The following is a 23,956-nucleotide window of genomic DNA, read 5'->3' on the forward strand; positions in this document are numbered from 1 at the left end:
GTGCCGAGGGCCACCATGGCAGCCGGTTTGCCCCGCTTCGCGAGAGGGCCGTTCATATGACGCGAGACATGCCCCCGAACGAAGGCCCTCAGACCTCTCGGAGGCAGAGCCCTCGGCAGGAAACGTAACGTTGCGCGTGACCGTGGCCATGGTGTTCTCCCGGTTCTCGATGACGGTGCCCAAGCGTGCGGACTTCGCCGGAATTCCCTCTGCGGGCTTCCGCACGGCGGACGCTACGGACCCGTGTCACTCGTTCGGTACAGCCTCCGTCGTGGCCAGGGTCTGCGGGCGCGAGCCGACGCGCTCCATGACCGCGCACACGAAGCCGGCCACCGCGACGACGAGGGCGAGGACGATCCAGCCCGGTTTGCCCCAGTCGACGCACATGGCGATGACGACGATCGGCGCCACAGCTTCGGAGAAGCCGTGCCCGAGACCGATCACGCCTTGGTACTGCCCCTGAGCCTCCGGCTTCGCGAGCGCGAACGAGAGCTCGAACGTGCCGGCGGCCTGCCACACTTCGGCGAGTGAGTGAATGATCACTCCAGCCAGAAGCAGGGCGACCGCCACCCAGGCGGCAGGGCCGGCGGCCACGGCCATGAGGATCCACGCGACGACGAACAACGGACCCGACAGGGCGAGCAGCCGCGCCGCCGAGCGGGGCCCGTCGATGGACTTCGTCGCCGGGATCTGGGCGGCGGCGACGATCGCCGCCTCGAAGAAGAGGACAATCGGCGCCATCCACCGGGGTGCCGCCGTGTGCAGGACGATCCACACCGGAAGAGCCTGGATCAGAACGAAGTACTGCAGACTGGCGACCGAGGAGGCCGCGGTCAGTCCCAGGTACCGCAGGTCGCGCAGAGCCACCCACCGAGGTGCCTTCTCCTCGGAGTCATCCTGCTTGACAGGCCGCGTCGGCGGTATGTGCGGCAGTCGCGCCAGGATTCCGGCGGCGATGAGGAAGGTGACGGTGTCGATGAGGATCATCGTCACGTACGCGGGGCGGGTGTCGATCGCGAGGACGACCGCGGCTCCGAGGGTGCCGATGGCGAGTCCGACATTGGTGACGGCACGCAGATACGTCCTCAACTGCGCGCCCTTGCCCTCTTCCGCGAGGGCGCCGATCATCGCGCCTCGTGCGCTGACCGTGCCCGCACGACCGACCGCGGCCAGGGCGGCCACGATCAGCAGTGGCCACAGGCGGTGCACGAGCAGTAGGCCGACACTCGCCACGGCTTCCAGCAGCATGGAAGCGATGACGACCTCACGCGAGCCACGACGGTCAGCCTGATCGCCGATCAGCACACCGGCTCCGAAACCGGCCAGCGACCCGACCGTGAGTCCGAGACCGGTCGCGGTCGGACTCAGCCCGGCGGACCTGATCAGGAAGATCGTGCCAGTCGACAGGAACATGCCCATACCGACCGTGTTGACGATGGTCGACAGCGCCAACAACCGCTGGCGGGGTTCCTGCGGACCGCGGACCGCGGACCGCAGTCTGCTCAGAGGAGTCGCGGCGGTCATGCGACCACCCCGGCGAGGCGCACGGCGCGGGTCGGCGGCTCGCTGCCGACCTCGTGGAGCGGCTGGGCGGTCCGAGCGGCGCACCACTCGAAGCGTCGCCGAGAATTCACGGTGTCTCCCCTTCCTCGACCCGCGGGACGCGGGACGAGATCAGCTGATGTGTAAAGGCGCGAAGCGGATATGAGGCCCACGCTCCGCGTGAAGCCGATCCGGCCGGGCCCTCCTGCGGGGACCCGGCGGATCGGCGGGCCTCGTGCCGGGCCGGATCACGGAGGAAGGCCTGCCGCCCCGTTGGGACCCGGCGCTCAGGGAGTGCTCAGGAAAGCGTCTTCGAGCCGTACGATGTGGGCCTGTGCCCACCGGGCGACACGCCGGGCGCAGTCGGCGTCCGTCTCTCCCGGACGCAGGCCGCCCAGGACCACGGTGCGGTATTCGTCGACCGAGATACCACACTGCGGAGTGCTTTCCAGACGGCGCAGCAGCCACTTCTTGCGTCGGCACAGCTGCCCGGAAAGTACCAGAGCGGCATCCGCCACAAATCCTGCCGCCAGCCCGGCGGAGACTCGCGCCGTCATGTAGTCCTTGGAGTCGAGCTGCCCCGCGACATCGGTGAGGCAGTTCTCCGCGTCAGCCTTGAGGAAACGAGCGAGTGACCGCCGATAGGACGAACCGTCCAGCAGCGCCTTCATTTCCTGGAAGAATTTTTCGTTCTTCAGCGGGATTCCGATGGACAGACGGTAGACGAAGTCCTGAAGGAAGTCCCCCATGGAGCAGAACTCGATCTCGTCGTCGAGGTAGGCCTTCAGCGCCGTGCCCAGCGTGTCCGTCGGCCAGACCTTCAGGTCGATACGGGCGTTGCCGTACACACCCATCCAGTTGTGCCAGCGGACACCGCTCGGGTCGGACCCCGGCCAGGTCTCCATGGTCTCGTCGACCGGCAGGTCGAGCTCGCGGTCGGAGAACACGTACAGGTCGATGTCACTGAACGTATTACCCCAGCCGGCCGCCGTGGATCCGGTCATACAGACGGCCTCGGCTTCGGTCAAGCCGGGGAAGTGCTTGAGAAGCCCCTCGAAGGAAAGGTCCGGCCGGTCCAGAACCGGCGGCTGTGCGGCGATCACCTGGATAGTGGGATTGAACATGGAGATCCTCCCGGATGGGTATGTTCGAGTAGATTCCGAGAATTCTGTGCAGTCCTTACGGTCCGCACATCGCTACTTTTTCATGCTAGGATCCGAGCCCATGGGGAATTCCATGGATATATCGAAGCAGTCGTCCGCTCTCGTTCCCTGGAGCACGGAATCGGGAAATAGCACAGTGCTCGTGTGCATTCCGTGGGCAGGTGCAGGAGCCACTCCGTTCCACGCCTGGGGACCGGTGATCGGCGACGCGGCCGCCGTGTACGGCGTACGACTCGCGGGGCGTGAGAGCCGGCAGGTGGAGCCTCCCGCGACGAGCCTGGCCGACGTGGTGACGGAGCTGGTCGAGGAGCTGAGCGCGCTCGGGGCTTCCCGTGTCGCGCTGTTCGGACAGTGTTCCGGGGCGCTGACAGCGTTCGAGGTGGCCCGAGCGTTGACGTCCCTGGGCTCCGGCCCTGAACTCGTCCAGCTGTTCGTGGCATCCCAACTGCCGCCCCGCGTGCTGGCGGACAGACGCCTCGATCCGAGCCAGGACCCCGCCCGCTACGTTCCCGAGCATCTCCGCGGAGAGCCGGAGCTGATGGAGGTGCTGCTGCCCATCCTGACCGCCGACATGGAACTGGTCGCGAAGTACGCCTACATGCCCGGTGCCCCCCTCGGCGTTCCCCTGACGGCCGTGTACGGGGAACTCGACGACGATCTCGATCGGACGGTCGTCGACGGTTGGAGACATGAGACCACCGGCGAGACTGTCGTTCACGAGATCGCGGGAGCCGACCATCTCTTCGGCGGGGCCGCGTGGCTGGATCTCGCGCGGTCGGTCCGCTCCCTGCTGTCGTAGCCGCCCGACAGCCGAACGCCGCTCATCCATCGCCGAGGAACACCGCGAGCTGCGCGGGGGTCGAGTGGGAGAAGAGATCGACGACCCGGACCCTTGGCCACCTCTGCCGCAGGACCTTGGCCACGCTGACCACCGTGGCCGAGGTCGCACCAAGGTCGAAGAACCCCGTGTGGGGGTCGAGCGATTCCACACCGAGGGCCTCCGCCCACACTGCGGTGATCACCGTCTCCGGGTCGCCGTCCAGACTGCCGATCGTCCCGGAACTCGCGCTCTGTTCAGGCATCCATGGCCTCCTTCAGCGTCGCGCCGACCCGGCGGACATGTTCCAGGTCCGCCGGGTCGAGCACGGTGACGATCAGGCCCTCGACTCCGGCTTCGCGGTACTCCATGACCCGACGCCGGACTTCGTCACGCGTCCCGCACAGCGCGAATCCACGCACCGCACTGGGCGCGAGGCCGAGCAACGGCCCCAACCGTGCCAGGGCGTTCTGGAGTTCGGCCTCGGATTCGGTAATGATCGCATGCCCCAACCAGGTCTTCGTGATCTCACCCGGGTCTCGGCCGACGGCCGCACATGCCTTTTCCAGCACCTGGATCTTGTGTCGCACGGTGGCCGGTCCACCGAAGAAGTTGCAGGCGTCCCCGAGGCGCGCGACCGTCGGGATGAGCACGCGCTCGCCGCCTCCGCCGATGAGAATGGGCGGGCCACTGGGGCTGAGCGGGCCCGGCACGTTGAGGGGCTCGTCGATGCGGTGGTAGGAGCCGGAGAACCGGGCGGCCTGCTCGGTGAACATGGCGCGGCAGATCTGAACCGCCTCCGCCAGCCGTGCCAGACGCTCCTTGGTCGGCTGGAAGTCCAGGCCATAGGCGCGGCATTCCTCTTCGTGCCATCCGGCGCCAATGCCCAGGATCGCGCGGCCCCCGCTGATGATGTCGATGGTGGTGACCATCTTGGCCAGCAGCGCGGGGTTCCGGAAGCCGTTGCAGGAAACGAGGGCACCGAGCCGCACGCTCGACGTGACGGCCGCCAGGGCCGCCAGCGTCGTGTACGCCTCGAGGATCGGCTCGTCCCGTTCGCCGACCGAGGCGATCTGGTGCACGTGATCCATCGTCCACAGGCTGTCGAAGCCTGAGGCTTCGGCAGCCCGCGCGACCTCGACGACACGCTCGAAGAGCTTGTTGTCCATAGTCCCGGGAAAGGAGTAGCCCGCGAGCTGCAGTCCGACCCGGGTCACCAAGGCGCCGCTCATCCGGCGACTGCCGACTGCGTGAGTATCTCGGCCTCGAAGGACGACGGCGTCTCGACCAGGCCGAGTTCGAGGAGCCGGCCGCACAACGTGCGGACAACCTCACGGACTTCGGCGACCGGAAGGCCGAGCTTCTCGGCGACGGCGGTGACCACCTCGCCGACGGTGCGACGTCCGTCGATCAGCAGCCACACGGTACGCCCGTCGCTGTCGAGTACGTAGCGGCCGATCAGGGTCTCGAGCAGCACGCCTCCCTCGGCTCGCTCGCTCAGGTGCTCTACCTGACAGGTCAGGCGGGCGGTTACGTCCAGCCGGCGGACCAGGACGTCGTCGTCGTGGACAGTGCTCATGAAGTTGCCTCCGTGGCCAGGGCCTTCTCGATGAAGGCCGCAGTGTCTGAAATGGTGGGAGCGATGAACGGCAGGTCGACCGGAAACTCGGTGCCCAGCTCCTCGTTCAACCGTGCGCCGATCTCCACCGCGTGCAGGGAGTCGCCCCCGAGGGCGTCCATGAAGTTCGCGTCGTGGTCGATGTGCTCAATACCGAGGACCTCGCGCCAGACCTTCTCCACATGTCCGGTGATGCTCAGCGCTCGGGGCCGGTCGACCGGTCGCGGCAATGCCTGGCCGGACGACTCCGGTTCGGCCTCAGGGCGCTCCAGCCAGAACCTGCGACGGGTGAACGGGTAGGTGGGCAGTGACATACGGCGCCGTGTCTCGCCGCCGTAGTACGCGGCCCAGTTGACCGAGACTCCCGCGCGCCATGCCGCGGCGGCCACGTCGGCCAGGTCGAAGGACGGACCGACCGTGATCTGGCCGACTCCCTCCCGCACGGCCCCTCCTTCCCCGGCGGTGCAAGCGTCGAGGGCCGCGGGAAGCGATGCCGGGTCGCCGCCGGCGGCCAGCCAGTCGGCCGCGGGGCGCACCCAAGCCGGTGCATCGATCCTTGAGAACGTCAGACCAAGGCGCAGGAGCATCCCGGCCACACCAAGTGCGGCGAGAGCCCCGGCCTTCTCCGGCGGCAGGTCCCCGATCTCCGCACGTCCCGTGAGTTCGCTCAGTACGGAGGCCATCAACCGCTCTGTCGCGACGAGTCGGTGTCCCAGTTCGGACAGCTGGTCCGGAGTTCCCTGGATGGACAACGACCACCGCGCGATCGGCCGGTCGGGTTCGCTCCCCGCTCGCAGGCATGTGACGGCTTCGGAGACGTCGCCGACCACGGCCGCCCATCGTCGGGGGAATCTGGCGCGCCCCACAGCGAGCGTGTAGGCGGCATCGGCCAAGGCCCCCGAGTCGAGCCCGGTCATGGAGTCGAGACGGTCCGCCAGTCGATGCCGCATGCGGTCGACTTCCTCGTCACTGCGGGCGGACAAGGCGAGGACCTGGCGCGGGCGTCCTGGCGCCGACGGCCGGGTCCCAGACGCGGACTCGACCACCACGTGGGCGTTGGAGCCGCCGAGGCCGAAGGAGCTGACACCCGCGATGCGCGCTCCGTCCCCGGACCAGGGGACCGTGTCGGAGCTGATGACGAAGGGACTTGAGGCGAGGTCGATCTCGGGGTTGGGCGAGCGGAAGTGCAGTGTGCCGGGCACGGTGGCCCGCTCGACAGCGAGGGTCGCCTTGATGAGTCCTGCGACACCCGCTGCCGCGTCCGTGTGGCCGATATTGGGCTTCACAGCACCGAGTTTGAGCGACCGGGCCGGCCGCCCGGGGGTCGCGAAGACCCTCTGGAGGGCCTCGAACTCGACAGGATCGCCGATGGCTGTGCCCGTCCCGTGGGCCTCGATGTATCCGACCTCGTCGGGGGTTACACCGGCCCGCGCGAGCGCGCTGCGGATCACCTGTTCCTGGCCGCCGATGTTGGGGACGGTGAATCCTCCACGGGATCCGCCGTCGTTGTTGACCGCCCAGCCTCGTACGACAGCCCGGCGGTGGTCACCGTCGGCCCGCGCGTCGGCGTCCCGCTTCAGCACGACGATCCCCGCCCCGGAGCCGGGAACGGTACCCGAGGCCGCGGCGTCGAACGTACGGCACCGCCCGTCAGCCGACAAGATCCCGCCGTCCGTGTACGTGTAGCCGTCGTCGTCCGGCATGAGCAGGCTGACACCGCCTGCCAGAGCGATGTCGCAATCCCCCGCAGCCAGTGCCGAGCAGGCGAGCGCGACTGCGCTCAGAGCGGTCGCACAGCCGGTCTGCACGGTGATGGCCGGGCCGGTGAATCCCAACTTGAACGCGAGCCGAGGCGCCAGGAAGTCCTTCTCGTTGGCCAGTGTGACACGCACGTCTCCCGTGCGTGCCGCCACGGCTTCTGACGGAGCGACGTGTTCACGGCGGTAGTGGTTCTCGCCCGAGCCGACGAACACACCGACAACCGCGTCCCGGTCACCGGCATAGCCTGCGTCTTCCAGCGCCTCGGCTGCCACTTCCAGCAACACCCGTTGCTGGGGGTCCATGATGAGGGCCTCTGTCGGTGGCACACGGAAGTAGTCGGCATCGAACCACTCGATGTCCCTGACCTTTGCCATCGCGCGGATGTGAGTACCGTCCCGCCCTTCCCCGCCCGCCCCGGACTCAGGGCCGTCCGGTCGGCTCACCGACTCGACGCCCTCGACAAGGTTCGTCCAGTACTGCTCGACGTTGTCCGCGCCGGCAAACCGCGCCGCCATGCCGACCACCGCGACAGGAGACAGTATTTGAGGTGGCGCTTGCTGCATCTGGAGAACTCCTGGTGAATCATCGAGGCTGACTGGCACTCAGTCCGCAATGGTGTCCGCGAAGAATATGGGTGAGGCATGCACCGACCGCCGGTGCATGAATTCATTGGCGGCTCGCGTCACACGTCCACAGTTCTGATCGCGCATCTTCGAGATCACAACTAGACTTTTTCCACAAGGGATTCGCGAGTGACCGGCCCACTACCGGGGCTGTCGCCACCTGCCATGTCACTGGTTGTGCGCTGAATTCACTCGACCACCGCGCCTGCCTGGCTGGAGGACTTCCGCACTCTCTCGACGAAGTCCGCGAGCCGCGGGGCTTGGAACAACGCGCGCACGCTCACGTCCGTGCCGACTTCCCGGCGCGTGCGAGTGACTACCTTGATCACCATCAACGAGTGTCCGCCGAGGGTGAAGAAGTCGTCCGCGGGACCGACCCGGGCCACGCCGAGTTCATCGGCCCAGATGGCGGCCACGGCTGCCATCAGCGGATCATCCCCCGAGGCGCAGCGTTCCGTACCGGCCCTGGCTCGGTCGGCGAGTACACGGCGGGCCCGCTCCACCAGAGCTCGACGGTCGATCTTGCCGTTGGGAGTGAGCGGCATGGCGTCCAGGAGCGTCAGCTCACTCGGAATCATGTGCCCCGGCAGCCGGTCGGCCAGGAACGTCTTCAGCTCAGACGGATCCGGCCCGCCGCTGCGCGCTGTCGCCCAGGCGAGCAGCCGGGTACCGACGGACTCACCCGTGTCGGTGGCGACACACGCGTCGATGATGTCCGGATGAGCCTTCAGCGCTGCACCCACCTCACCGAGTTCGACGCGGTAGCCCCGTACCTTCACCTGTTCGTCACGTCGTCCCACGTACATCAGGCGCCCGTCGGAAGCCATTCGTGCCAGGTCGCCGCTGTGGTAAGTGAGTCGCTCGTCCTGGGGGCCCCAGACTTCGACACGGAATGCCCGCGCGGTGGCGTCGTCGTCGTCAAGGTACCCACGTGCCAGCCCGGGACCGGAGATCCACATCTCACCGGTCTCTCCCGTGGACGTGGGCGTTCCATCCTCGTTCCGCAACGACACCTCGAGATCGGGGAGCGGGACGCCAATGGGACTTCCCCCGCCCTCGACCGCGTCATTCGCAGTGATCGGGCAGTGCGTGACATGCACGGTGGTCTCGGTGATGCCGTACATGTTCACGATGCGCGGGCTTCGGTCGCCATGACGAGCGAACCACCCGCTCAACGAGGCAGGATCCAGCCTTTCACCACCGAGGACGACCAGCCGCAGATGGTCAAGGCGGGCAGGTCGCTGCTCGTCCGCACTGGCCAGCGCGACCAGAGCGGATGGGGTTTGGCTGAGCACCGTGACGGACTCGCGTTCGATCAGGCCCAGGAGTTCATCCGGCAGGCGCGCGTCGTCATCCTCCACGACCACGAGCCGACCACCGAACAACAAAGGCCCCCACATCTCCCACACCGAGAAGTCGAAGGCATAGGAGTGCAGCATCGTCCACACATCATCGGCGCCAAGGTCGTAGACCTGCGACGCGGCGGCCATAAGCCTGGTGACGTTGCGATGCGTCACCTTCACGCCCTTCGGCGCGCCCGTGGAGCCTGAGGTGAACATCACGTAGGCGAGGTCCTCGGCTGACACCGCGACGGCCGGGGGCAATTGCTCCGGGCCTTCGGTCACGCCGACCAGCACCGGTGTCCCGCGGTGCCATCCCTTGACCCGGACCGCGAGGTCGTCATCGGTCAGCACGACGTCCGCCCCGGCACGTTCCACCAAGCCGGCGAGGCGCGTGTCCGGATACCGGGGATCGAGCGGTACGTAAGCCGCCCCTGCCATGAGTACGCCGAGGATGGCAGGCACCACCCGGGGTCGCGTGACGCATACGGGCACCAGGTCGCCGGGACGGACCCCTGAGGCGACCAGCCGCCTGGCGATGCCACGGGCAAGGTCGTGAAGTTGTCCGTAGGTCATTGAGGCGCCGTCGGCGGTGAGGGCCAGGGCCTGGGGACTCTTTACGGCCTGGTGGGCGAACCACTCGTGCAGCGTCTCGGCTGGTCCCGTGGGCTGCGCCTTTTCGGCCGCGTTGCTGTCTGTCTCCGGCATCATTCCCCCATAGGTCACACCTGACCCGACGTTAAGTGGCGACGAAGCGGGTAAGGACCTCATCGCGCACCGGCGTGCACTGCCATGGTGGGCGAGCGTTGCGCCCCACTCCGCTCACGCATGAGCCGGACGTCAGCGAACGTCACATTCATGCAAAAAGGCCAGGGCAAGGCATCCGTCCCCCCGATCGACCGCGGCACACGAACGGAGACGCAGCCATTCCCGCCCTCGGTCGACGGTTCCGAAGCTTCACCAGCGGTGGAGCAGGAACCAGTGTCCAGCTTCGAAGAAGGTACACCTAGCCACCAGCCACGATGGTGGCAGGACTGCCGGCCGACCGAATCTCCCGTTGAGGATGCTTGATTCACGGCTCGGAGGTCAAGCATCTTCTGTTGCGGCCCGAGGCCACTTGGCCGAATGTTTACAGCGTCGGCGCGCCATCGCGCGCCGACACCGGTAACACTGGATTCTGGTCGCCAGGGCGCGCCTCGCACACTGGATCAAGGCACTCGGGCGATACCGCAGCAGGCCTGCTGACCTGCCGTTTCACGCTCGATTGCGGCAACGCTGGCGCTCGCCCTCGATGGAACCGGCGAACCGGTGCTGACGCCCAGCGAGGGGAAGGGGACCGGCTCCGAGTCGAGCGGGCGCCGGATAATTGCTGTGGTCAAAGATAATGCTGGGAGCTAGACTCCAGCGACCTCGAACACCTCTCCGCAGGCCACGTGCCGAACGCCGAGGGGTGCAACGGGACTTGGGGGGAGTGTTACATTTTGCGGCGCCATCACACGGTCCCGCCTGGAGCTGCCTCAGCAGCTCGGCGGGAGCTCTCGCGTGACACCTATTGCGGTCACGAAACGCGGGCCGGTAGCAGGAACCATCACTGATCCCTTCGCTTGAGCAGGAATCGAAGGGCAAGGATGCGTCCCACGGTAAGTCCGTACATTGGCAGCGATGTCCGGATTGACCTCTATAAGGAATTAACGGGGTAGAGATCGTCGTGAGCCTGATACGCCTGGCAATTGTCGGTGGTGGCCCGTACTGCACGTATGCGATGGAACGGCTGGCGGCTTCGGTGGCTTCACACGAAGGCGTCACTCTCGAGATCCACGTCTTCGACCGCACCGGCCAGTTCGGCGCAGGCGGGGTGCACAGCCCCCTTCAAGCCCCCACCAGCTTCCTCAACCGCATCGCCAAGCACGTGTCTTTCGGCGCGGACGACACCAACGAAGGTGCAGGGCCGGTCCTGCCGGCCGGGCGTCGTCCAAACCTGTACGAGTGGTGCCGACGCAAGTTCGCGCAGACCGGTGACCCCCGCTTCGACATCGAGGCCGACAGTTGGCCCAAGCGCTACCTGCACGGCATGGCTCTGCGTGAGCAGTTCGCCCGATACGTGGAATCGCTGCGCGCCCTGTCCCGGGTGACCGTGGAACTGCACCATCACGAAGTCATCGACATGGAAGACCTCGTCGGGCCCGCGGGAACAGCGAAGGCGCTGGTGATCACTTCGCTGCCGCTCGCCGAGGATGAGGAGAGCGCACCCCAGCGCACCACCGTCGACCAAGCACTGCTCCTCACCGGACACTCCTACAACGACCCCATGCGCTCCGAGCGGACCCGCCACTGGGCTGAGTGCGCGAACTCCACAGCGCGATCCACCTACCTGCCGAGTGCGTACCCGCTCCAGGAACGGCTGACCGCGGAGGCGGCGGGCCCCGGCCAGGTGGTCGGTTGCGCCGGCACCATGCTGACCGGCATCGACGTCGTCCTTCACCTCACGGAAGGACGCGGGGGCCGCTTCGAGCGGGACAGTGGCGGAAACCTGCGCTACCTGCCCTCCGGTCGGGAGCCCCGTTCCATCGTCGCCTTCAGCGAGTCCGGTCTGTTCGCGTTCGCGCGCTGCCCGGAGTCGAGCCGTCCCGGGGTGCCGCAAGCGAAGCACAGAGGCGTCTTCCTGACCATCGAGGCGGTCGACCGGCTTCGTCGCAACTTCGGCAGCCGCCCCGTCCGAATCGGAGAGAGGATGGTGCGTCAACTCGACTACGAACAGCACCTGTTCCCTCTCATGGTCGCTGAGATGTGGCTGCTGTACTACGCGACCCTGTTCGGTCCCGACTTCGGTCGGCACCTCGCGCAAGCGTCCCGGGCGGCACGCGAGGACTTCCTGGACCGCGCGGCAGGGTGCCTTTCGTCCGACGAGTCCGTCCGTATGCTGACGGCCCCCATGAGCGAGAGTGTGGCCGAGGCCGTGACCGCCTTGGAGTCCCTGCTAGGGGGACGCTCCCAGTATGCCGCCCTCTGTGCGGAAGAACGGGCCTGGTCCTTCGAGGCCCTGGTCGAGCGGTACGCGGAGGTGGTACTGGGCGAGGAGGGCCGCAAGGATCTCGAAGCGGCCCTGGACAGTCCGTCCGAAGTGGCTTCGGTAGTAGCCGGGTTGAAGTCACCAACCGGTCACGCCGTGCTTCCCTCCGGCAACTTGTTCTCCTGGGAACGGACTCTCCAGCCCATCGCGGACAGCGAGCAGACCTCAGCGGAGCGATACCGCGAGGCGATGGTGGACTTCATGGCCACCGACCACCTCTGGGCGCGTCAGGGCAACTTCATGAATCCCGCCAAGACCGCGGCGGACGGAGTCTGGCGCGGTCTGCGGCCTGTGATTGTGCACGCAGTCAACTTCGGTGGCCTGCACGCAGAATCACACCGCAAGTTCCTCGGTACCTGGCTGCGCCAGCACAACAGGCTGGCATACGGGCCGGTACCAGACGTGATGGAGAGGATCCGCGCACTGATCGAGCACGGCATCCTCGACGTCTCGCCGGGCCCAGGAGCCCGGGTGGCCACAGAAGGAGACGGCCTGGCCGTCGTCGGGCCGCGCACCGGTGTCGTTCGTCATGTCGACGTCCTGGTCGACGCTCGGGTCCCTGCTTTCGACGCATCCGCGGACATTGCTGACCTGTATCCGAACCTGCTGCGCCGTGGCATCGTCCGCAAGTGGTGCAACCCTCAGCCCGGCGGCCCTGGCTTCGAGCCCGGTGGGCTCGACCTCGCCGAGGACTTCCAGGTCGTCCGTCCTGACGGATCCGTGGACGGGCGGATCACCGTGCTCGGACCCGCCATCGAGGGACAACGGTTCTTCCAGGGTGGGGCCTTGAAGCCGGACGCGAATCACCACGCCATGCGGAACATCCTGTGCTGGCTGCACAACTTCTGGGGGGCGGCCGACGCCGGGGGCTAGAGCGGAAACCGAGCCGCACGACCCATATCCGCCCTCTCAAGAGACTCCACTTTCATGGACATTCAGCACGACGCCCGTACCGGGGCTGAACAGCCAGAGGCCGTGCACCACCTCGTAGGCGAACAGTCCCGGTGCCGCCCGGACGCTCTCGCCGTGGTCGACCTGGCCACCGACCGACACCTCACCTATCGAGAACTGTGGCACCGCGCGGGCGGGCTCGCCGCGCGACTGCAGGCCACCGGCGTGGGCCGCGGTGATGTCTGTGGCGTCGCTCTCAGTCGCTCGGCCGACCTGGTCGTCGCCATGCTCGCAGTGGCGAGGGCCGGAGGCTGCTACGTTCCTCTGGACACCGGAGCGCCAAGGCGCCGTTCCGCTGCCCAGTTGACCGACTCGATGGCCCGCTGCCTCATCGCGGCACCCGAGGACCGCGACCACGCTTCCGCCTTAGTCCCAGGACTGACCGTGGTCGACGTGGTGCGCGAATGCGATACCGCACCCCACGTTTCGGACCCCGAGATCTCCGGCGACGACCCGCTCTACGTGAACTTCACGTCCGGCACCAGCGGCCGTCCCAAAGCCGTCGTCGTGCCCCACCGCGCCGTGAGACATCTGGCCAACGACCCGACCTACTGCCACCTCGAACCGGGAGACCGGGTCGGCAACGCCGCCAATCCCGCGTTCGACGCCACGACCTTCGAGGTGTGGACGACCCTCGTGGCCGGTGGGACTGTGGTTGTCCTGCCGCCCGTGGCCACCGTAGGGCTGGAGCGCTGGACCAGCCTGCTGCGTACGGCCGGCATTGACGCGTTGTTCCTGACCACCTCCTTGTTCCATGTGATCGCCCAGGAGCAGCCCGAGGCACTGGGCACGCTGAAGACACTGCTTGTGGGCGGTGAGGCGCTGAACCCCGAAGCAGCCCGCCGGGTGCTGGCCTCGGCTCCGCCGGGACGGCTGGTGAACGTCTACGGGCCGACGGAGGCCACCACGTTCGCCACTTACTACGACCTCACTCCGGAGCGACTCGACCGGGTGGAAAGAGTGCCCATCGGACGCGCGATCCAGCACACCACGCTCCATGTCCTCGATCCGGACCTTCGGCCCGTCGCGGACGGAGAACGGGGCGAACTGTGCATCGGGGGGCCGGGAGTCGCGCTCGGCTACCTGGGCCGTCCCGGGCTGACCACCGAACGATTCGTCACTTTGCCCGGCGCCCCGGGCCTCGGGCCGGTGTATCGCACGGGAGACGTGGTACGGAAGTCCCCAGGAGGCCTCCTGGAGATTTTCGGGCGGTTCGACCGGCAGGTGAAGCTGCGGGGCTTCCGCGTCGAACTCGAAGAGATCGAACGGGCGGCGCTCGCCTCGAGTGTGGTCGTGGAGGCGGCCGTCGAGAAGGTGGGCGAAGGCGCTTCGGCCGCCCTGGTGGGCTTCGTTGTGCCCGTGGCTGACAGTGGCAGCGGCCCGGGCACCTTCGGGGAGAGGCTTCAGTCGGCTCTCGTCACGCTGCTGCCCGACTACATGCTTCCCGCACGCTGGATCGTCCTGGACCGATTGCCGCTCGGGCCCACCGGAAAGACGGACCGTGCCGCGCTGCTCCGGCAGATCGCAGCCGCCGGGCCTGAACCTGGTGAAGATGCCCCGTCCAGCCGCGAAGGGCTGTCCGACGAGGTCCGCCGTATCTGGTGCGATGTCCTGAGCGCGCCCAGTGCCCGCCTTGAGGACAACTTCATCGAGACAGGTGGCAACTCGATCCTGGCGATCCAGCTCGCCTCACGCATCAGCGAGGCCGTGTCCGCCGAGCTCGGGCCGACCGACGTTCTGCTGGCCACCGATCTCGCCGAGTTGATCGATGCGGTGCGGGCCTCGGTGTCCGCTCAGTCCTGACGGGGGTAACGATGAGTGATCACAGCCGGCCGGGTCCGCCTGGACGCGACACGGTCGAGTCCCCGCTGTCGTCGGCGCAGGAGAGCATGTGGTTCCTCGACCGGGCTCACCCTGGTGCGGCGGCCTGCAACGTGCCCCTCCTCATGCGGTGGAACGAGCCGGTGGATGTCGCCGCGCTACGTCAGGCTCTGCACCGGCTCACGACATGGCACGAGGCCCTTCGGACCACTTACCGGCTCCGCGGCGACCGGCCGGTGCAACAGGTGCGACCTCCGCGTGCGGTGGAAGTGTCCCTGCACCACAGTGCCGTCCGGCCGGACAGGGAGGACGTCCTGGCGCACGGCCGCACACCGTTCGACCTGACCGCCGGGCCGCTGCTGCGCTGCGACCTCTGGCATGGTGCGCCGGAAGGCGACACGCTCCTGCTGACGCTGCACCACATCGCCTTCGACGGATGGTCGCTGGCCGCCCTGTTCGACGACTTGCTCGCGGCCTACGACGCGGCCCTGGCCGACACCGGTCTGTCCGTACCGCGACAGCCGACGCGTTACACCGACTTCGCCACGTGGGAGCACGAGTCCTGGAGTCAGCGCGATGTGGAGGGCCGGTCCGCGAGACGGGCGGAGGAGCTGAGCGAGGCCACTGACTCACCGCTCTTCCCCGGCCGCGGCCCGCGCACCACGGACGTCCGCGCGGGCGGTCACCTGACGTTCCCCATACCGGGTGACGTCTGGCAGGCCACGGGGGTACTGGCCACCCGCCTGCGGGCGACGCCCTTCGTCGTCCTCCTGTCCGCGTTCCAGGAGGTGCTACGACGGTGGTCGGGCGCCGCGGACTTCATCGTCGGCACCGTGATGGCGAACCGTCCCAGACCGGCCCTGGAGGGTGTGGTCGGCTGTTTCGTGAACACCGTCCCGCTCCGATGTCGCCCCGCCCCGGAGATGTCCTTCGAGGAGCTGTGCCTCCAGTCGCGCACCGAGGCCTTCCGGGCACTGGCCCACCAGGATCTGCCCTTCGACCGGGTCACCGCCCTGACCGCGGTGAAACGGGGGGCCGGACGCGGACGCCTGGTGGAAGTCGCCTTCGGCGTGCAGAACATGCCGGCTCCGCGAACCACGGGCAATACTCGCTGGCAGCAGCCCGAACTGCTCCCGACCGGTACCGCCAGATACGACCTTCTCTTCCTGGTCGAAGAGCGGGCGGACGGAGCGGTCGGCACCATCGAATACGACCTGGCTCTGTGCTCCGGGGAGACGGCGGCGCGATTCCGCGACAGCTTCCTCGCGTTGCTGGCCGCAGCCGTCGAAGCACCGGCCAGTCCCTTGTCCGTTCTTCCTTTGTCACGTCGCACGCCGGGAATTCCCGTGCCAGGCACGCTGGTGGGACCGCGCCGTGATCTGGGGCAGACCTCTCCGCCTCTTGACCGGACCCTCCTTGACGCAATCTCCGCGCGACTGGGTGGGGAACCGGACGCCGTCGCCGTGAGCGCGGGCGGCGAACGCCTCACCCGAGGGCAGCTGGACGACTGGTCCTGGGCGATCGCCCAGCATGTGGGCCGCGCAGTCGGGGTCGTACCAGTCCTCGCCGCCCGCGGTCCGGCTCTGACCGCCGCCTGGCTCGGCACACTTCGGTCGGGTAACGCGTACGTGCCACTCGGTCTGGACACTCCGCCGGAACGGTTGGAGTACATCCTCGGGGACCTGGACGCACGGATCATGCTCGCCGACCGCGAGGGAGCCGAGGTGATCCGCCGGACGAACGCCGACATCCGCGTTCTCGATCTGCGGGCTCTGCGCCATGTCGGGCCCGTGGTGCGCTCGTCCCCCGACCTGTCGGGCGACGACACAGCCGTGGTCGTCTACACGTCGGGTACCACCGGCCGCCCCAAGGGCGTTCCCGTGTCCCACCGTGGACTCGCCAACACGGTGGCGTGGTGGGCCGAGGACGCACGGCTGAGTTCGGCCGACCGGCTGCTGTGCGTGGTGGGCACCTCCTTCGACCCGGCCACCTTCGAAGTCTTCCGCGCGCTGGTCTCGGGCGCGGAACTGCTCTTCGCCGACGACCTGGAGCGCAAGGACGGCAGAGCCCTGCGACGGCTGCTGGGCGCCGCGTCGGTGGTCTCCATGACACCCGGCCTGCTGCGCGCTGTGCTGGACTCCGAGGACGGGTCGACGGATCTGACAGCTCCTGCCCTCCGGCTTGTCTACCTCGGCGGTGAGAAGCTCACTCGCTCACTCGCCGCGGAGTGCGAGAAGCGCTGGAACGTCACGGTCCGGAACGTCTACGGTCCTACAGAGGTCTCCTGCACCAGTCTGTCGGCCGAGGTCGATCCTGCCGATCCGCAGGCGCCTCCCATCGGAACACCCATCTGGAACACCCGCGCCTACGTGCTCGGGCCCGCCGGGGAGGAGCTGCCGCCCGGCGTACCGGGCGAGCTCTACCTCGCGGGGGCCGGCGTTTCCAAAGGCTACGTGGGGCGCCCGGAACTCACCGCCCGAGCCTTCCTGCCCGATCCCTTCGCACCGCAGGACGCACCGTGCGCCCGGATGTACCGGACCGGGGACCGCGTGCTGCTCCGCCCCGACGGGTGCGTCGAGTACCTCGGCCGTGCCGACGACCAGACCAAGATCCTCGGGAATCGGATAGAACCCGCGGAAGTCGGCGCGTTGGTCGAAGAGGGGCACGACGCCGTCCTGTCCGCTGCCGTCGCCGCCGAAGGTGACCCGGCGCGGCTGGTCGCCTATGTCGTCCTCAGTGACATCGCGAATCCGCCGACGCACGACGATGTGGTCAGGCCGCTGCTGCGGTGGCTGCCGACGGCCGTGTTGCCCGGTGCCGTCTATCCGGTCGACGCGCTGCCCATGACCGCGAACGACAAGACCGACTTCCAGGCGCTCCGCCTGTTGCGTTCAGCGCCGCTCGCCAAGGGGGTGGGGCGCCGGGCCGGTCTGGGCACGACACAGCGGTGGGCGAGTGAGCAGTTCCTTGCCGCTCTGCGCACGGATGGACGTGACGCCCTGTCCCGGTCCGGCGATGAAGCGGTTCCGGGGCCCGATGACGACTTCTTCGCCCTCGGCGGTCACTCGCTGCTGGCTGTGCGCATGCTCGCTGCCATCGAACGGGAGCACGGTGTCTCGCTCTCTTTGGGGGCGTTCCTCAACGAGCCGACCGTGGCCGGCCTGGCCGAGCTGTTCGATACCGCTCCGAGCAGCCGGACGACCGGCGTGACGGATCCGGCGGAAGGCCGCCATCCCGCGACGGCGATACAGCAACGCATGGTCTTCATGGACCGGTTGGCCGGCCAGCGCGCGGCCTACCTGGCTCCCACCCTCATGGAGTTCTCCGGGTCCGTGAACGGCGGCACGCTCGCCCGGGCCCTCGACCACATCCTGGATCACCACCCGGCGCTGCGCTCCAGGTTCTTCCTCGATCGCAGCAGTCGGCAGGTCTTCTACACGACCGACGGCAGTCCGGCCGAAACCCGGATCAGGGAGTGGACCGAGGGAGAAGAACAGCTCAGGCGGTACCTGGACGAGTTCTGCTGGGCACCGTTCGACCTCGCCGACAAGCCGCCCGTACGGGCGGAGATCATCCGGATCAGCGACCGGCTGGTGCTGGCGTTGGTGATGCACCATCTCGTCACCGACGGCTGGGCTCAGCGGCTTCTCCTGCGTCAACTGGGCCAGGTCTACCGGTCCTTCGCGACAAGCGGGCTCCCCCGGCTTCCCCCAGCGATCCATCCCAGTGCTCTCGCAGACAGGCCGTCACCGGCCGACGTCCGGGCGGCAGACCGCACGGAGGTGTTGCTGGCGCGCCTGCGGGGAGCGCCCACCGACATCGCTCTCCCCCACGACCGGGAACGTCCGGCCGTACAGGACACCATGGGGGCCGTGCGCACCCGTCGGCTGGCCACCGAGACGAGCGCACGGCTGCGCGAAGTGCTGGCCGACCAGCGAGCCACTGTTTCCATGGCAGCCCCCGCCTTGATGGCCGTGGCGCTGGCGGGGACCACCGATCAACGTGACTTCGTCTTCGCCCTCCCCTGGGTCGGGCGCGACAGCGCCGCCGCCGCCGAGGCCGTGGCCATGCTGATCAAGACTCTGGCCCTGCGCGTCGATCTGCGTGCCACCTCCACGTGGCGGGACCTGCTGTCCGCGGTCAGAAACGAAAGTCTGGTCACGTACCAGTACGCGGACGTCCCGTTCGAGGCCCTGGTGGCGAAGCTGGATCCAGGGCGGGGCCTCAACCGCCCCCCTCTCACCCCTGTGCTCGTGACGGCGGTGACGGATCCGCCGACGGTGCCTGATCTCGGCAGGGACATATGGGCCCGGCACCTGCCCCTGCCCGGCCTGCGCGTCAAGTACGAGCTCGAGCTGACCTTGCGGGTCACGGACGATTCCTTCGACGTGGAACTGGCGTACGCGACGGCTCTGTTCGACGCTCCGTCCATCGACGCCCTGCTCGACGAAGTGGTGCGGGCCGTCGGCCGATTGGCCTCACAACCGGATCACCCGGTCCTCCCCCCACGCCCGGGCCCCGACAGCTCACACACCGACCGGCCCGGCAAGGGCCTGAAGACTGGAGATGCACGCCCATGACGGAGCCGGTGGAGGACGTACGCCGGATCTGGAGCACGGTGCTGGCCACCGAGGTCCAGGATGTGGATGTCAACTTCTTCGATGCCGGGGGCCATTCGCTCCTCGTGATGGTCCTCCAGGAACACCTGGAGGAGCTTTTCGGCCGGGAGATCTCCATCGAGGATCTCTTCGAGGCACCCACCATCCGGGCCCAGGCCCATCTGCTCACCGGCAGTTCAGACCCGAAGCAGGAGCGGGACAGCGGTTTCGGCGCCCATTCCCGTTCCCGGCTGATCGGGCGCGGCAACGGCCGCGCCGCAGCGGAGGACCGGACATGAGCAGGCCCACCGACATCGCAGTCATAGGTATCGGTTGTCGCTTTCCCGACGGGCCCGACGTGGCGACCTTCTGGGACAACCTGATGGCGGGCGTCGTCTCGACGCGCCAGCAGTCCGAGGAACGTCTGAGGGCCGCCGGTCTGTCCACGGCGCAGCTGACGCATCCGGCATTCGTGCCAGTCGCCGCCACGGTGCCGGACGTGGAGATGTTCGCCGCTGAGTTCTTCGGGTACTCGCCGGCCGAGGCGGAAAGCATCGACCCGAGCCAGCGGATCTTCCTCGAAGTGTGCTGGGAGGCCCTGGAGTCCTCCGGCCACGCGCCGACCGGATCCGGTGGACCCGTGGTGGGTGTGTTCGCCAGCGGAGGCCCCAGCCCGTACACCGTCGCGCTCCAGGCCGCGAAGCTGAGGGAGGGCGGCCTCGCCTCCGTCGTCGACGACCTGGATCTCACACTCGGTGGCACGGCCGACTTCATGGCCTCGCGCGTCGCCTACAAACTGGGGTTGCGCGGGCCTTCGGTGGGTGTGCAGACGGCTTGTTCGTCCTCCCTGACCGGCGTGCACTACGCGGTGCTGAGCCTGTTGTCCGGCGAGTGCGACCTCGCGGTTGCCGGCGGTGCGGCGGTCAGCGATCCCCTGGTCGGATACACCTACACGCCCGGCGGCGTGATGTCCGAGGACGGATACTGCCGCTCGTTCGAGGCACGTTCCACCGGCACCGCCGCGGGCGCAGGGGCTGGAGCCGTTGTGCTGCGTCGCCTCACCGATGCCCTGGCTGACGGTGACCCGGTCCTCGCCGTCGTGCGGGGCAGCGCGGTCGGTAATGACGGGGCCCTGCGAACGGGCTTCACCGCACCGAGTGCCAAGGGACTGGCGGGGGTGGTGGCCGGAGCGCTGACGGTGGCCGAAGCACCACCCCACACCGTGCGGTACGTCGAGGCCCATGGATCGGGTACTCAGCTGGGGGACAGCCTCGAACTCCGCGGCCTCACCGCCGGGTTTCGTATCGCCGGTGACGAACTGGGCACACCGCGGCGGGGCAGCGGCGACTGCGCTTTGGCCTCAGTGAAGGCCAACATCGGCCACGCCGGCTGGGCCGCCGGGATCGCCGGATTCATCAAGGCCGTGCACGTCGCGCACACGGGTACGGTGCCCCCGCACCCCTCCTTCGAACATCCTCGTGACCCCGGAGTGCTGGCGGACAGCCCCTTCTTCGTCCCCACCGAGCCGGTGAAGATGACGGAGACGGACGACTGGCACGTGGTGGTCAATTCCATGGGGCTCGGTGGCACAAACGCCACCGTGGTGCTCGCCCCACCGCCCGCTCCGACCCGGCCTTCCGCTGAACCGGTGGATGTGGTCCGGCTCGTTCTGTCGGCCCGCAACCGGACCGAGCTGGACGCCCTGTCCCGAGCCGTGGCAGAGCGCCTGGACGCCGGCGCGCCCGTGGGCGACGTGGCGCACACCCTACGGGTGGGGCGCCGCGCCTTCCCCGAAAGGCGCGTGGTGACTGCGGCTCCGAACCAGATGGCGGCGGCTCTTCGAATGCCGCGGCCACCGCACGTACGCACCGCCAGGATCGAACCGCGCCGGGTCCTTCTCGTCGCACCCGAACCCGGGGGGAGCATCCCCGCAGAGCTCCTGGACCACCTGGTACGGGCCTTCCGCGGGCGAGCCGAGGTCGTCGCGTCAGCACCCGGCCAGCCGCCGACGGACGCGTACTTGCTCCGGCTGACGCGCGGCACCGCAGGAGCCGGCCTTGTACCGCATTTCGAGGGCCGGGTCCCGTCGGTCCAGCAAGCCTGGGACGAGGCCTTCACCACCGCGTGGCTCAACGGCGCCGATGTCGACTGGGAATATCTCGCCCGAGACGGCCGCGGACGCCGACTGGCCCTGCCTACGTACCCCTATCAGCGGCGCCGGTACTGGGCACTCGACCATGTGTCCCTCCCGGAGACGGCCTCCGTCGACGGCCCGCTTCGCAAGACGTCCGCGACCAGCCGCCCCGAGGCGGGCGCTGACCCGGTGGAGGAAACCCTCCTCAACATCTGGGCGGAGTTGTTCGGCAGACCAGATGTCGGCCTCGACGACGAATTCGGCACGATGGGGGGAACCTCACTGCTGTCGGTGCGCATGGGGCTCGAGGTGCACGCTCGGCTGGGCGTGCTGGTCAACCTGCACCGTGCGGGCGGAAGCCGGGCCACGGTCCGCAGGCTCGCGGAGATCGTCCGGGCCGCGAACGCTGCGGAGCCGACGGCGGGCTCCGACGACGAGACCGCAGACGGGCAGGGGGCCATCGTCGACGCCGACCTCACCCTCCCGCTGGGTGAGACTTCGGCGCACAGCACGACGGGCTCTGGCGTTCTGCTCACCGGAGCCACCGGCTTCCTGGGGAGCTTCCTCCTGCACCAGTTGCTGACTCGGACCGACCGCAGGGTGTACTGCCTGGTCCGCGCCGACAGCGAAGAGGACGCCCTCCGGCGGCTCAGTGACGCCGCGGCGTTCTACGCACTGCCCGCTCCCGACCTGGGACGAGTACGTGTGGTGGTCGGTGACTTGCGCGATGTCGCGAACGTCTGTTCCGGCTATCGCGATGGTGAACTCGCCACTCAGGTAGGCCACTTGCTGCACTGCGCCGCCCGGGTCGTCTTCACCGAGCCGTACAGCGAGCTGCGCGACGACAACGTGCTGCCCACGGTGGGACTGGTGCGCTGGGCACGGGCGAATGGCATACGCGAGTTCGGGTTCGTCTCCTCCCTGGCGGCGACCGGCCCCGCGCTGGGAACGAACGGCCGGACCCTGGAAAGCCGGGAGCAACCGCTCGACCCCGCACAAGGCGGCTACGGAGTCGGCAAGTGGGTCTGCGAGCGCCTCCTGGCACGGGCCGAGTCCGAAGGGATGCGGGTGAGGATCTTCCGTCCCGGACTGATCCTCGGTTCCACCACCACGGGGGCCTGCAACCCCAAGGACATGATGTGGCGCATGCTGGCGGCCGGAACCGCGGTGGGCGCACACCCGTTGGACGACCGGCCCATGCCGATGGCTCCGGTGGATCTGGTGTCCCAGGCCGTCGTGGACCTTCTCTTCGCACCCGGAGCGGCCGGACGGGCCTTCCATCTGGTGGCACGCGAAGGGGTCGGCGCGCAGCGCCTGTTCGCCCTGCTCGCGGCGGCCGGACTTCCCACCGAGCCGTTGAGCCGGGAGGACTGGCTCAGTGCGGTGGCTGCCCGGGCCCGCACGGGCGACAACCACGTCCTGACGAGCATGGCCCTCTACGACCTCGCCGGACACGAGGGTGATGCCACTTCAGTCGAGGCCGAGGCGTGGGGCGCGTGGCTGGCCGAGGCCGGGCACGACGCCGCCCCGACCGGGGAGTCGCTCCGGGCGGCGCTCTGCCACCTCGCCGGCAAGGACCCGGCCTACCTGGAACTGCTCGGCGCCGACGCCACGTCCGGCACCGACCGAGACGATTGAGGGAACTGTGGAAGAACAGGACAAGAGCCTGGTCGCCGTGCTGGGAGCGGGAGTCATGGGTGTGGGCATAGCGGCCCTCGCCCTCGGTCACGGCGTTCCCGTGGTGCTCGTGGACGTCGACGATCGTGTTCTGGAGAAGGCCGCCCGGGACGTGCCACTTCGCATCCGCCAAGGGCAGTTGCTCGGCAAGCTCCCGCGGACCACGGATCTTCCGCCTCTGACAACCTCCACCTCACTGGAGGCTGCGGCTGCCGCAACCGTGGTGATCGAGGCGGTCGTGGAAATGCCGGAGGTGAAGGCGAAGGTCCTGCGCGCGGTGTCCGAATCCGTGGCCCCCGGGACTCCTTTGGTGAGCAACACGTCCGGCATCCCCATCGACGAGCTCGCCGGACACACCCTCCGTCCGTCGGACGTCCTCGGTGCCCACTTCATGAATCCGCCGTACCTGATCCGTACCGTCGAGGTGATCCGGGGACCGCGCACGACCGACGAGGCACTGGACCCGGCGCTTCGGCTCCTCACCTCCCTCGATCGCGAATCCATCGTGGTGGGCGACGGGGCGGGCTTCGTCATCAATCGTGTCCTCCAGCGGATGATCAACGAGTCGGCGCGAATAGTGCAGGAGGGGATCGCCACCCACGAAGAGGTGGACGCGCTCTTCCAGGGTTGCCTCGGCCACAGGACCGGACCGCTCGCCACAGCGGACCTGATCGGCCTGGACAACGTCGTCGACAGCCTGCGCGTGCTGCACACACGCACCGGAGACGCGGGCTTCGATCCTTGCGAACTGCTGCTCAGCAAGGTCGGTACCGGTGACTTCGGCCGCAAGACGGGCCGCGGTTTCTACGCCTACGAATCCTGACACCCACGAGACGCACAC

The 23,956-nt window shown here is 68.3% G+C and carries 14 protein-coding genes; 7 read left to right on the top strand and 7 right to left on the bottom strand.

The genetic code is table 11. The annotated features are described in order from the left end of the window. Positions 1-246 precede the first annotated feature (246 nt). Complete coding sequence (locus tag K7472_RS07620; protein WP_222975397.1) at positions 247-1,452, bottom strand: MFS transporter; 1,206 nt, start codon at positions 1,450-1,452, stop codon at positions 247-249. A gap of 377 nt (positions 1,453-1,829) precedes the next feature. After that, entirely contained in the window at positions 1,830-2,666 is an 837-nt protein-coding gene (locus K7472_RS07625) for a hypothetical protein (RefSeq protein ID WP_222975399.1), read from the bottom strand. 181 nt (positions 2,667-2,847) lie between these two features. On the opposite strand from K7472_RS07625, the gene K7472_RS07630 reads away from it, so the two are divergent. Then, the gene (locus K7472_RS07630; RefSeq protein ID WP_222975401.1) at positions 2,848-3,504 is read left to right on the top strand and encodes a thioesterase II family protein; all 657 of its coding nucleotides are present in this window, start codon (positions 2,848-2,850) and stop codon (positions 3,502-3,504) included. A 22-nt stretch (positions 3,505-3,526) separates the two neighbouring features. Here K7472_RS07630 and K7472_RS07635 read toward each other — a convergent pair whose 3' ends face one another. From K7472_RS07635 to K7472_RS07655, 5 genes are all read right to left on the bottom strand, one after another. Beyond that, the gene (locus K7472_RS07635; protein ID WP_222975403.1) at positions 3,527-3,787 is read right to left on the bottom strand and encodes an acyl carrier protein; all 261 of its coding nucleotides are present in this window, start codon (positions 3,785-3,787) and stop codon (positions 3,527-3,529) included. After that, the gene (locus K7472_RS07640) at positions 3,780-4,691 is read right to left on the bottom strand and encodes a TIGR03560 family F420-dependent LLM class oxidoreductase (RefSeq protein ID WP_222975405.1); all 912 of its coding nucleotides are present in this window, start codon (positions 4,689-4,691) and stop codon (positions 3,780-3,782) included. Before K7472_RS07640 ends, K7472_RS07635 begins: the two co-directional genes overlap by 8 nt. A 59-nt stretch (positions 4,692-4,750) precedes the next feature. Continuing rightward, positions 4,751-5,101 (bottom strand): PqqD family protein, encoded by a 351-nt coding sequence (locus K7472_RS07645; RefSeq protein WP_222975407.1) that lies wholly within the window; start codon positions 5,099-5,101, stop codon positions 4,751-4,753. Then, a complete protein-coding gene (locus K7472_RS07650) occupies positions 5,098-7,464 on the bottom strand; it encodes a type I polyketide synthase (RefSeq protein WP_222975409.1) in 2,367 nt (788 codons plus the stop codon). Before K7472_RS07650 ends, K7472_RS07645 begins: the two co-directional genes overlap by 4 nt. 248 nt (positions 7,465-7,712) lie before the next feature. Further along, positions 7,713-9,572, bottom strand: coding sequence for an amino acid adenylation domain-containing protein (locus tag K7472_RS07655; protein ID WP_222975411.1), 1,860 nt, complete (start codon positions 9,570-9,572; stop codon positions 7,713-7,715). Between the two features lie 1,000 nt (positions 9,573-10,572). Here K7472_RS07655 and K7472_RS07660 point away from each other — a divergent pair. The 6 genes from K7472_RS07660 to K7472_RS07685 are packed head-to-tail and all read left to right on the top strand — an operon-like array spanning position 10,573 to position 23,938. Further along, positions 10,573-12,807 (top strand): FAD/NAD(P)-binding protein, encoded by a 2,235-nt coding sequence (locus tag K7472_RS07660; RefSeq protein WP_308013802.1) that lies wholly within the window; start codon positions 10,573-10,575, stop codon positions 12,805-12,807. A gap of 54 nt (positions 12,808-12,861) precedes the next feature. After that, positions 12,862-14,688 carry a non-ribosomal peptide synthetase gene (locus K7472_RS07665; protein ID WP_222975413.1) on the top strand — a complete coding sequence of 609 codons (1,827 nt, stop codon included), beginning with the start codon at positions 12,862-12,864 and terminating at the stop codon, positions 14,686-14,688. An 11-nt stretch (positions 14,689-14,699) separates the two neighbouring features. Then, entirely contained in the window at positions 14,700-19,286 is a 4,587-nt protein-coding gene (locus K7472_RS07670; protein WP_222975415.1) for a non-ribosomal peptide synthetase, read from the top strand. Further along, positions 19,283-19,603 (top strand): acyl carrier protein, encoded by a 321-nt coding sequence (locus K7472_RS07675; protein ID WP_222975417.1) that lies wholly within the window; start codon positions 19,283-19,285, stop codon positions 19,601-19,603. The genes K7472_RS07670 and K7472_RS07675 overlap by 4 nt, the downstream gene beginning before the upstream one ends. Beyond that, positions 19,600-23,076, top strand: a complete 3,477-nt coding sequence (locus tag K7472_RS07680) for a thioester reductase domain-containing protein (protein ID WP_222975419.1) — start codon at positions 19,600-19,602, stop codon at positions 23,074-23,076. Before K7472_RS07675 ends, K7472_RS07680 begins: the two co-directional genes overlap by 4 nt. Further along, positions 23,072-23,938: a 3-hydroxyacyl-CoA dehydrogenase family protein gene (locus K7472_RS07685; protein WP_372457946.1), complete on the top strand. Its 867-nt coding sequence runs from the start codon at positions 23,072-23,074 to the stop codon at positions 23,936-23,938. The genes K7472_RS07680 and K7472_RS07685 overlap by 5 nt, the downstream gene beginning before the upstream one ends. The last annotated feature ends 18 nt before the right edge of the window (positions 23,939-23,956 follow it).

The sequence above is a fragment of the Streptantibioticus parmotrematis genome (genome assembly GCF_019890615.1).
Lineage (GTDB): Bacteria > Actinomycetota > Actinomycetes > Streptomycetales > Streptomycetaceae > Streptantibioticus_D > Streptantibioticus_D parmotrematis.

Coding starts and splice junctions, on each gene's coding strand:
- K7472_RS07625 (WP_222975399.1), bottom strand. CDS start 2,666: ATGTTCAATCCCACTATCCAGGTGATCGCCGCACAGCCGCCGGTTCTG.
- K7472_RS07635 (WP_222975403.1), bottom strand. CDS start 3,787: ATGCCTGAACAGAGCGCGAGTTCCGGGACGATCGGCAGTCTGGACGGC.
- K7472_RS07640 (WP_222975405.1), bottom strand. CDS start 4,691: ATGGACAACAAGCTCTTCGAGCGTGTCGTCGAGGTCGCGCGGGCTGCC.
- K7472_RS07645 (WP_222975407.1), bottom strand. CDS start 5,101: ATGAGCACTGTCCACGACGACGACGTCCTGGTCCGCCGGCTGGACGTA.
- K7472_RS07650 (WP_222975409.1), bottom strand. CDS start 7,464: ATGCAGCAAGCGCCACCTCAAATACTGTCTCCTGTCGCGGTGGTCGGC.
- K7472_RS07655 (WP_222975411.1), bottom strand. CDS start 9,572: ATGCCGGAGACAGACAGCAACGCGGCCGAAAAGGCGCAGCCCACGGGA.
- K7472_RS07665 (WP_222975413.1), top strand. CDS start 12,862: ATGGACATTCAGCACGACGCCCGTACCGGGGCTGAACAGCCAGAGGCC.
- K7472_RS07670 (WP_222975415.1), top strand. CDS start 14,700: ATGAGTGATCACAGCCGGCCGGGTCCGCCTGGACGCGACACGGTCGAG.
- K7472_RS07675 (WP_222975417.1), top strand. CDS start 19,283: ATGACGGAGCCGGTGGAGGACGTACGCCGGATCTGGAGCACGGTGCTG.
- K7472_RS07680 (WP_222975419.1), top strand. CDS start 19,600: ATGAGCAGGCCCACCGACATCGCAGTCATAGGTATCGGTTGTCGCTTT.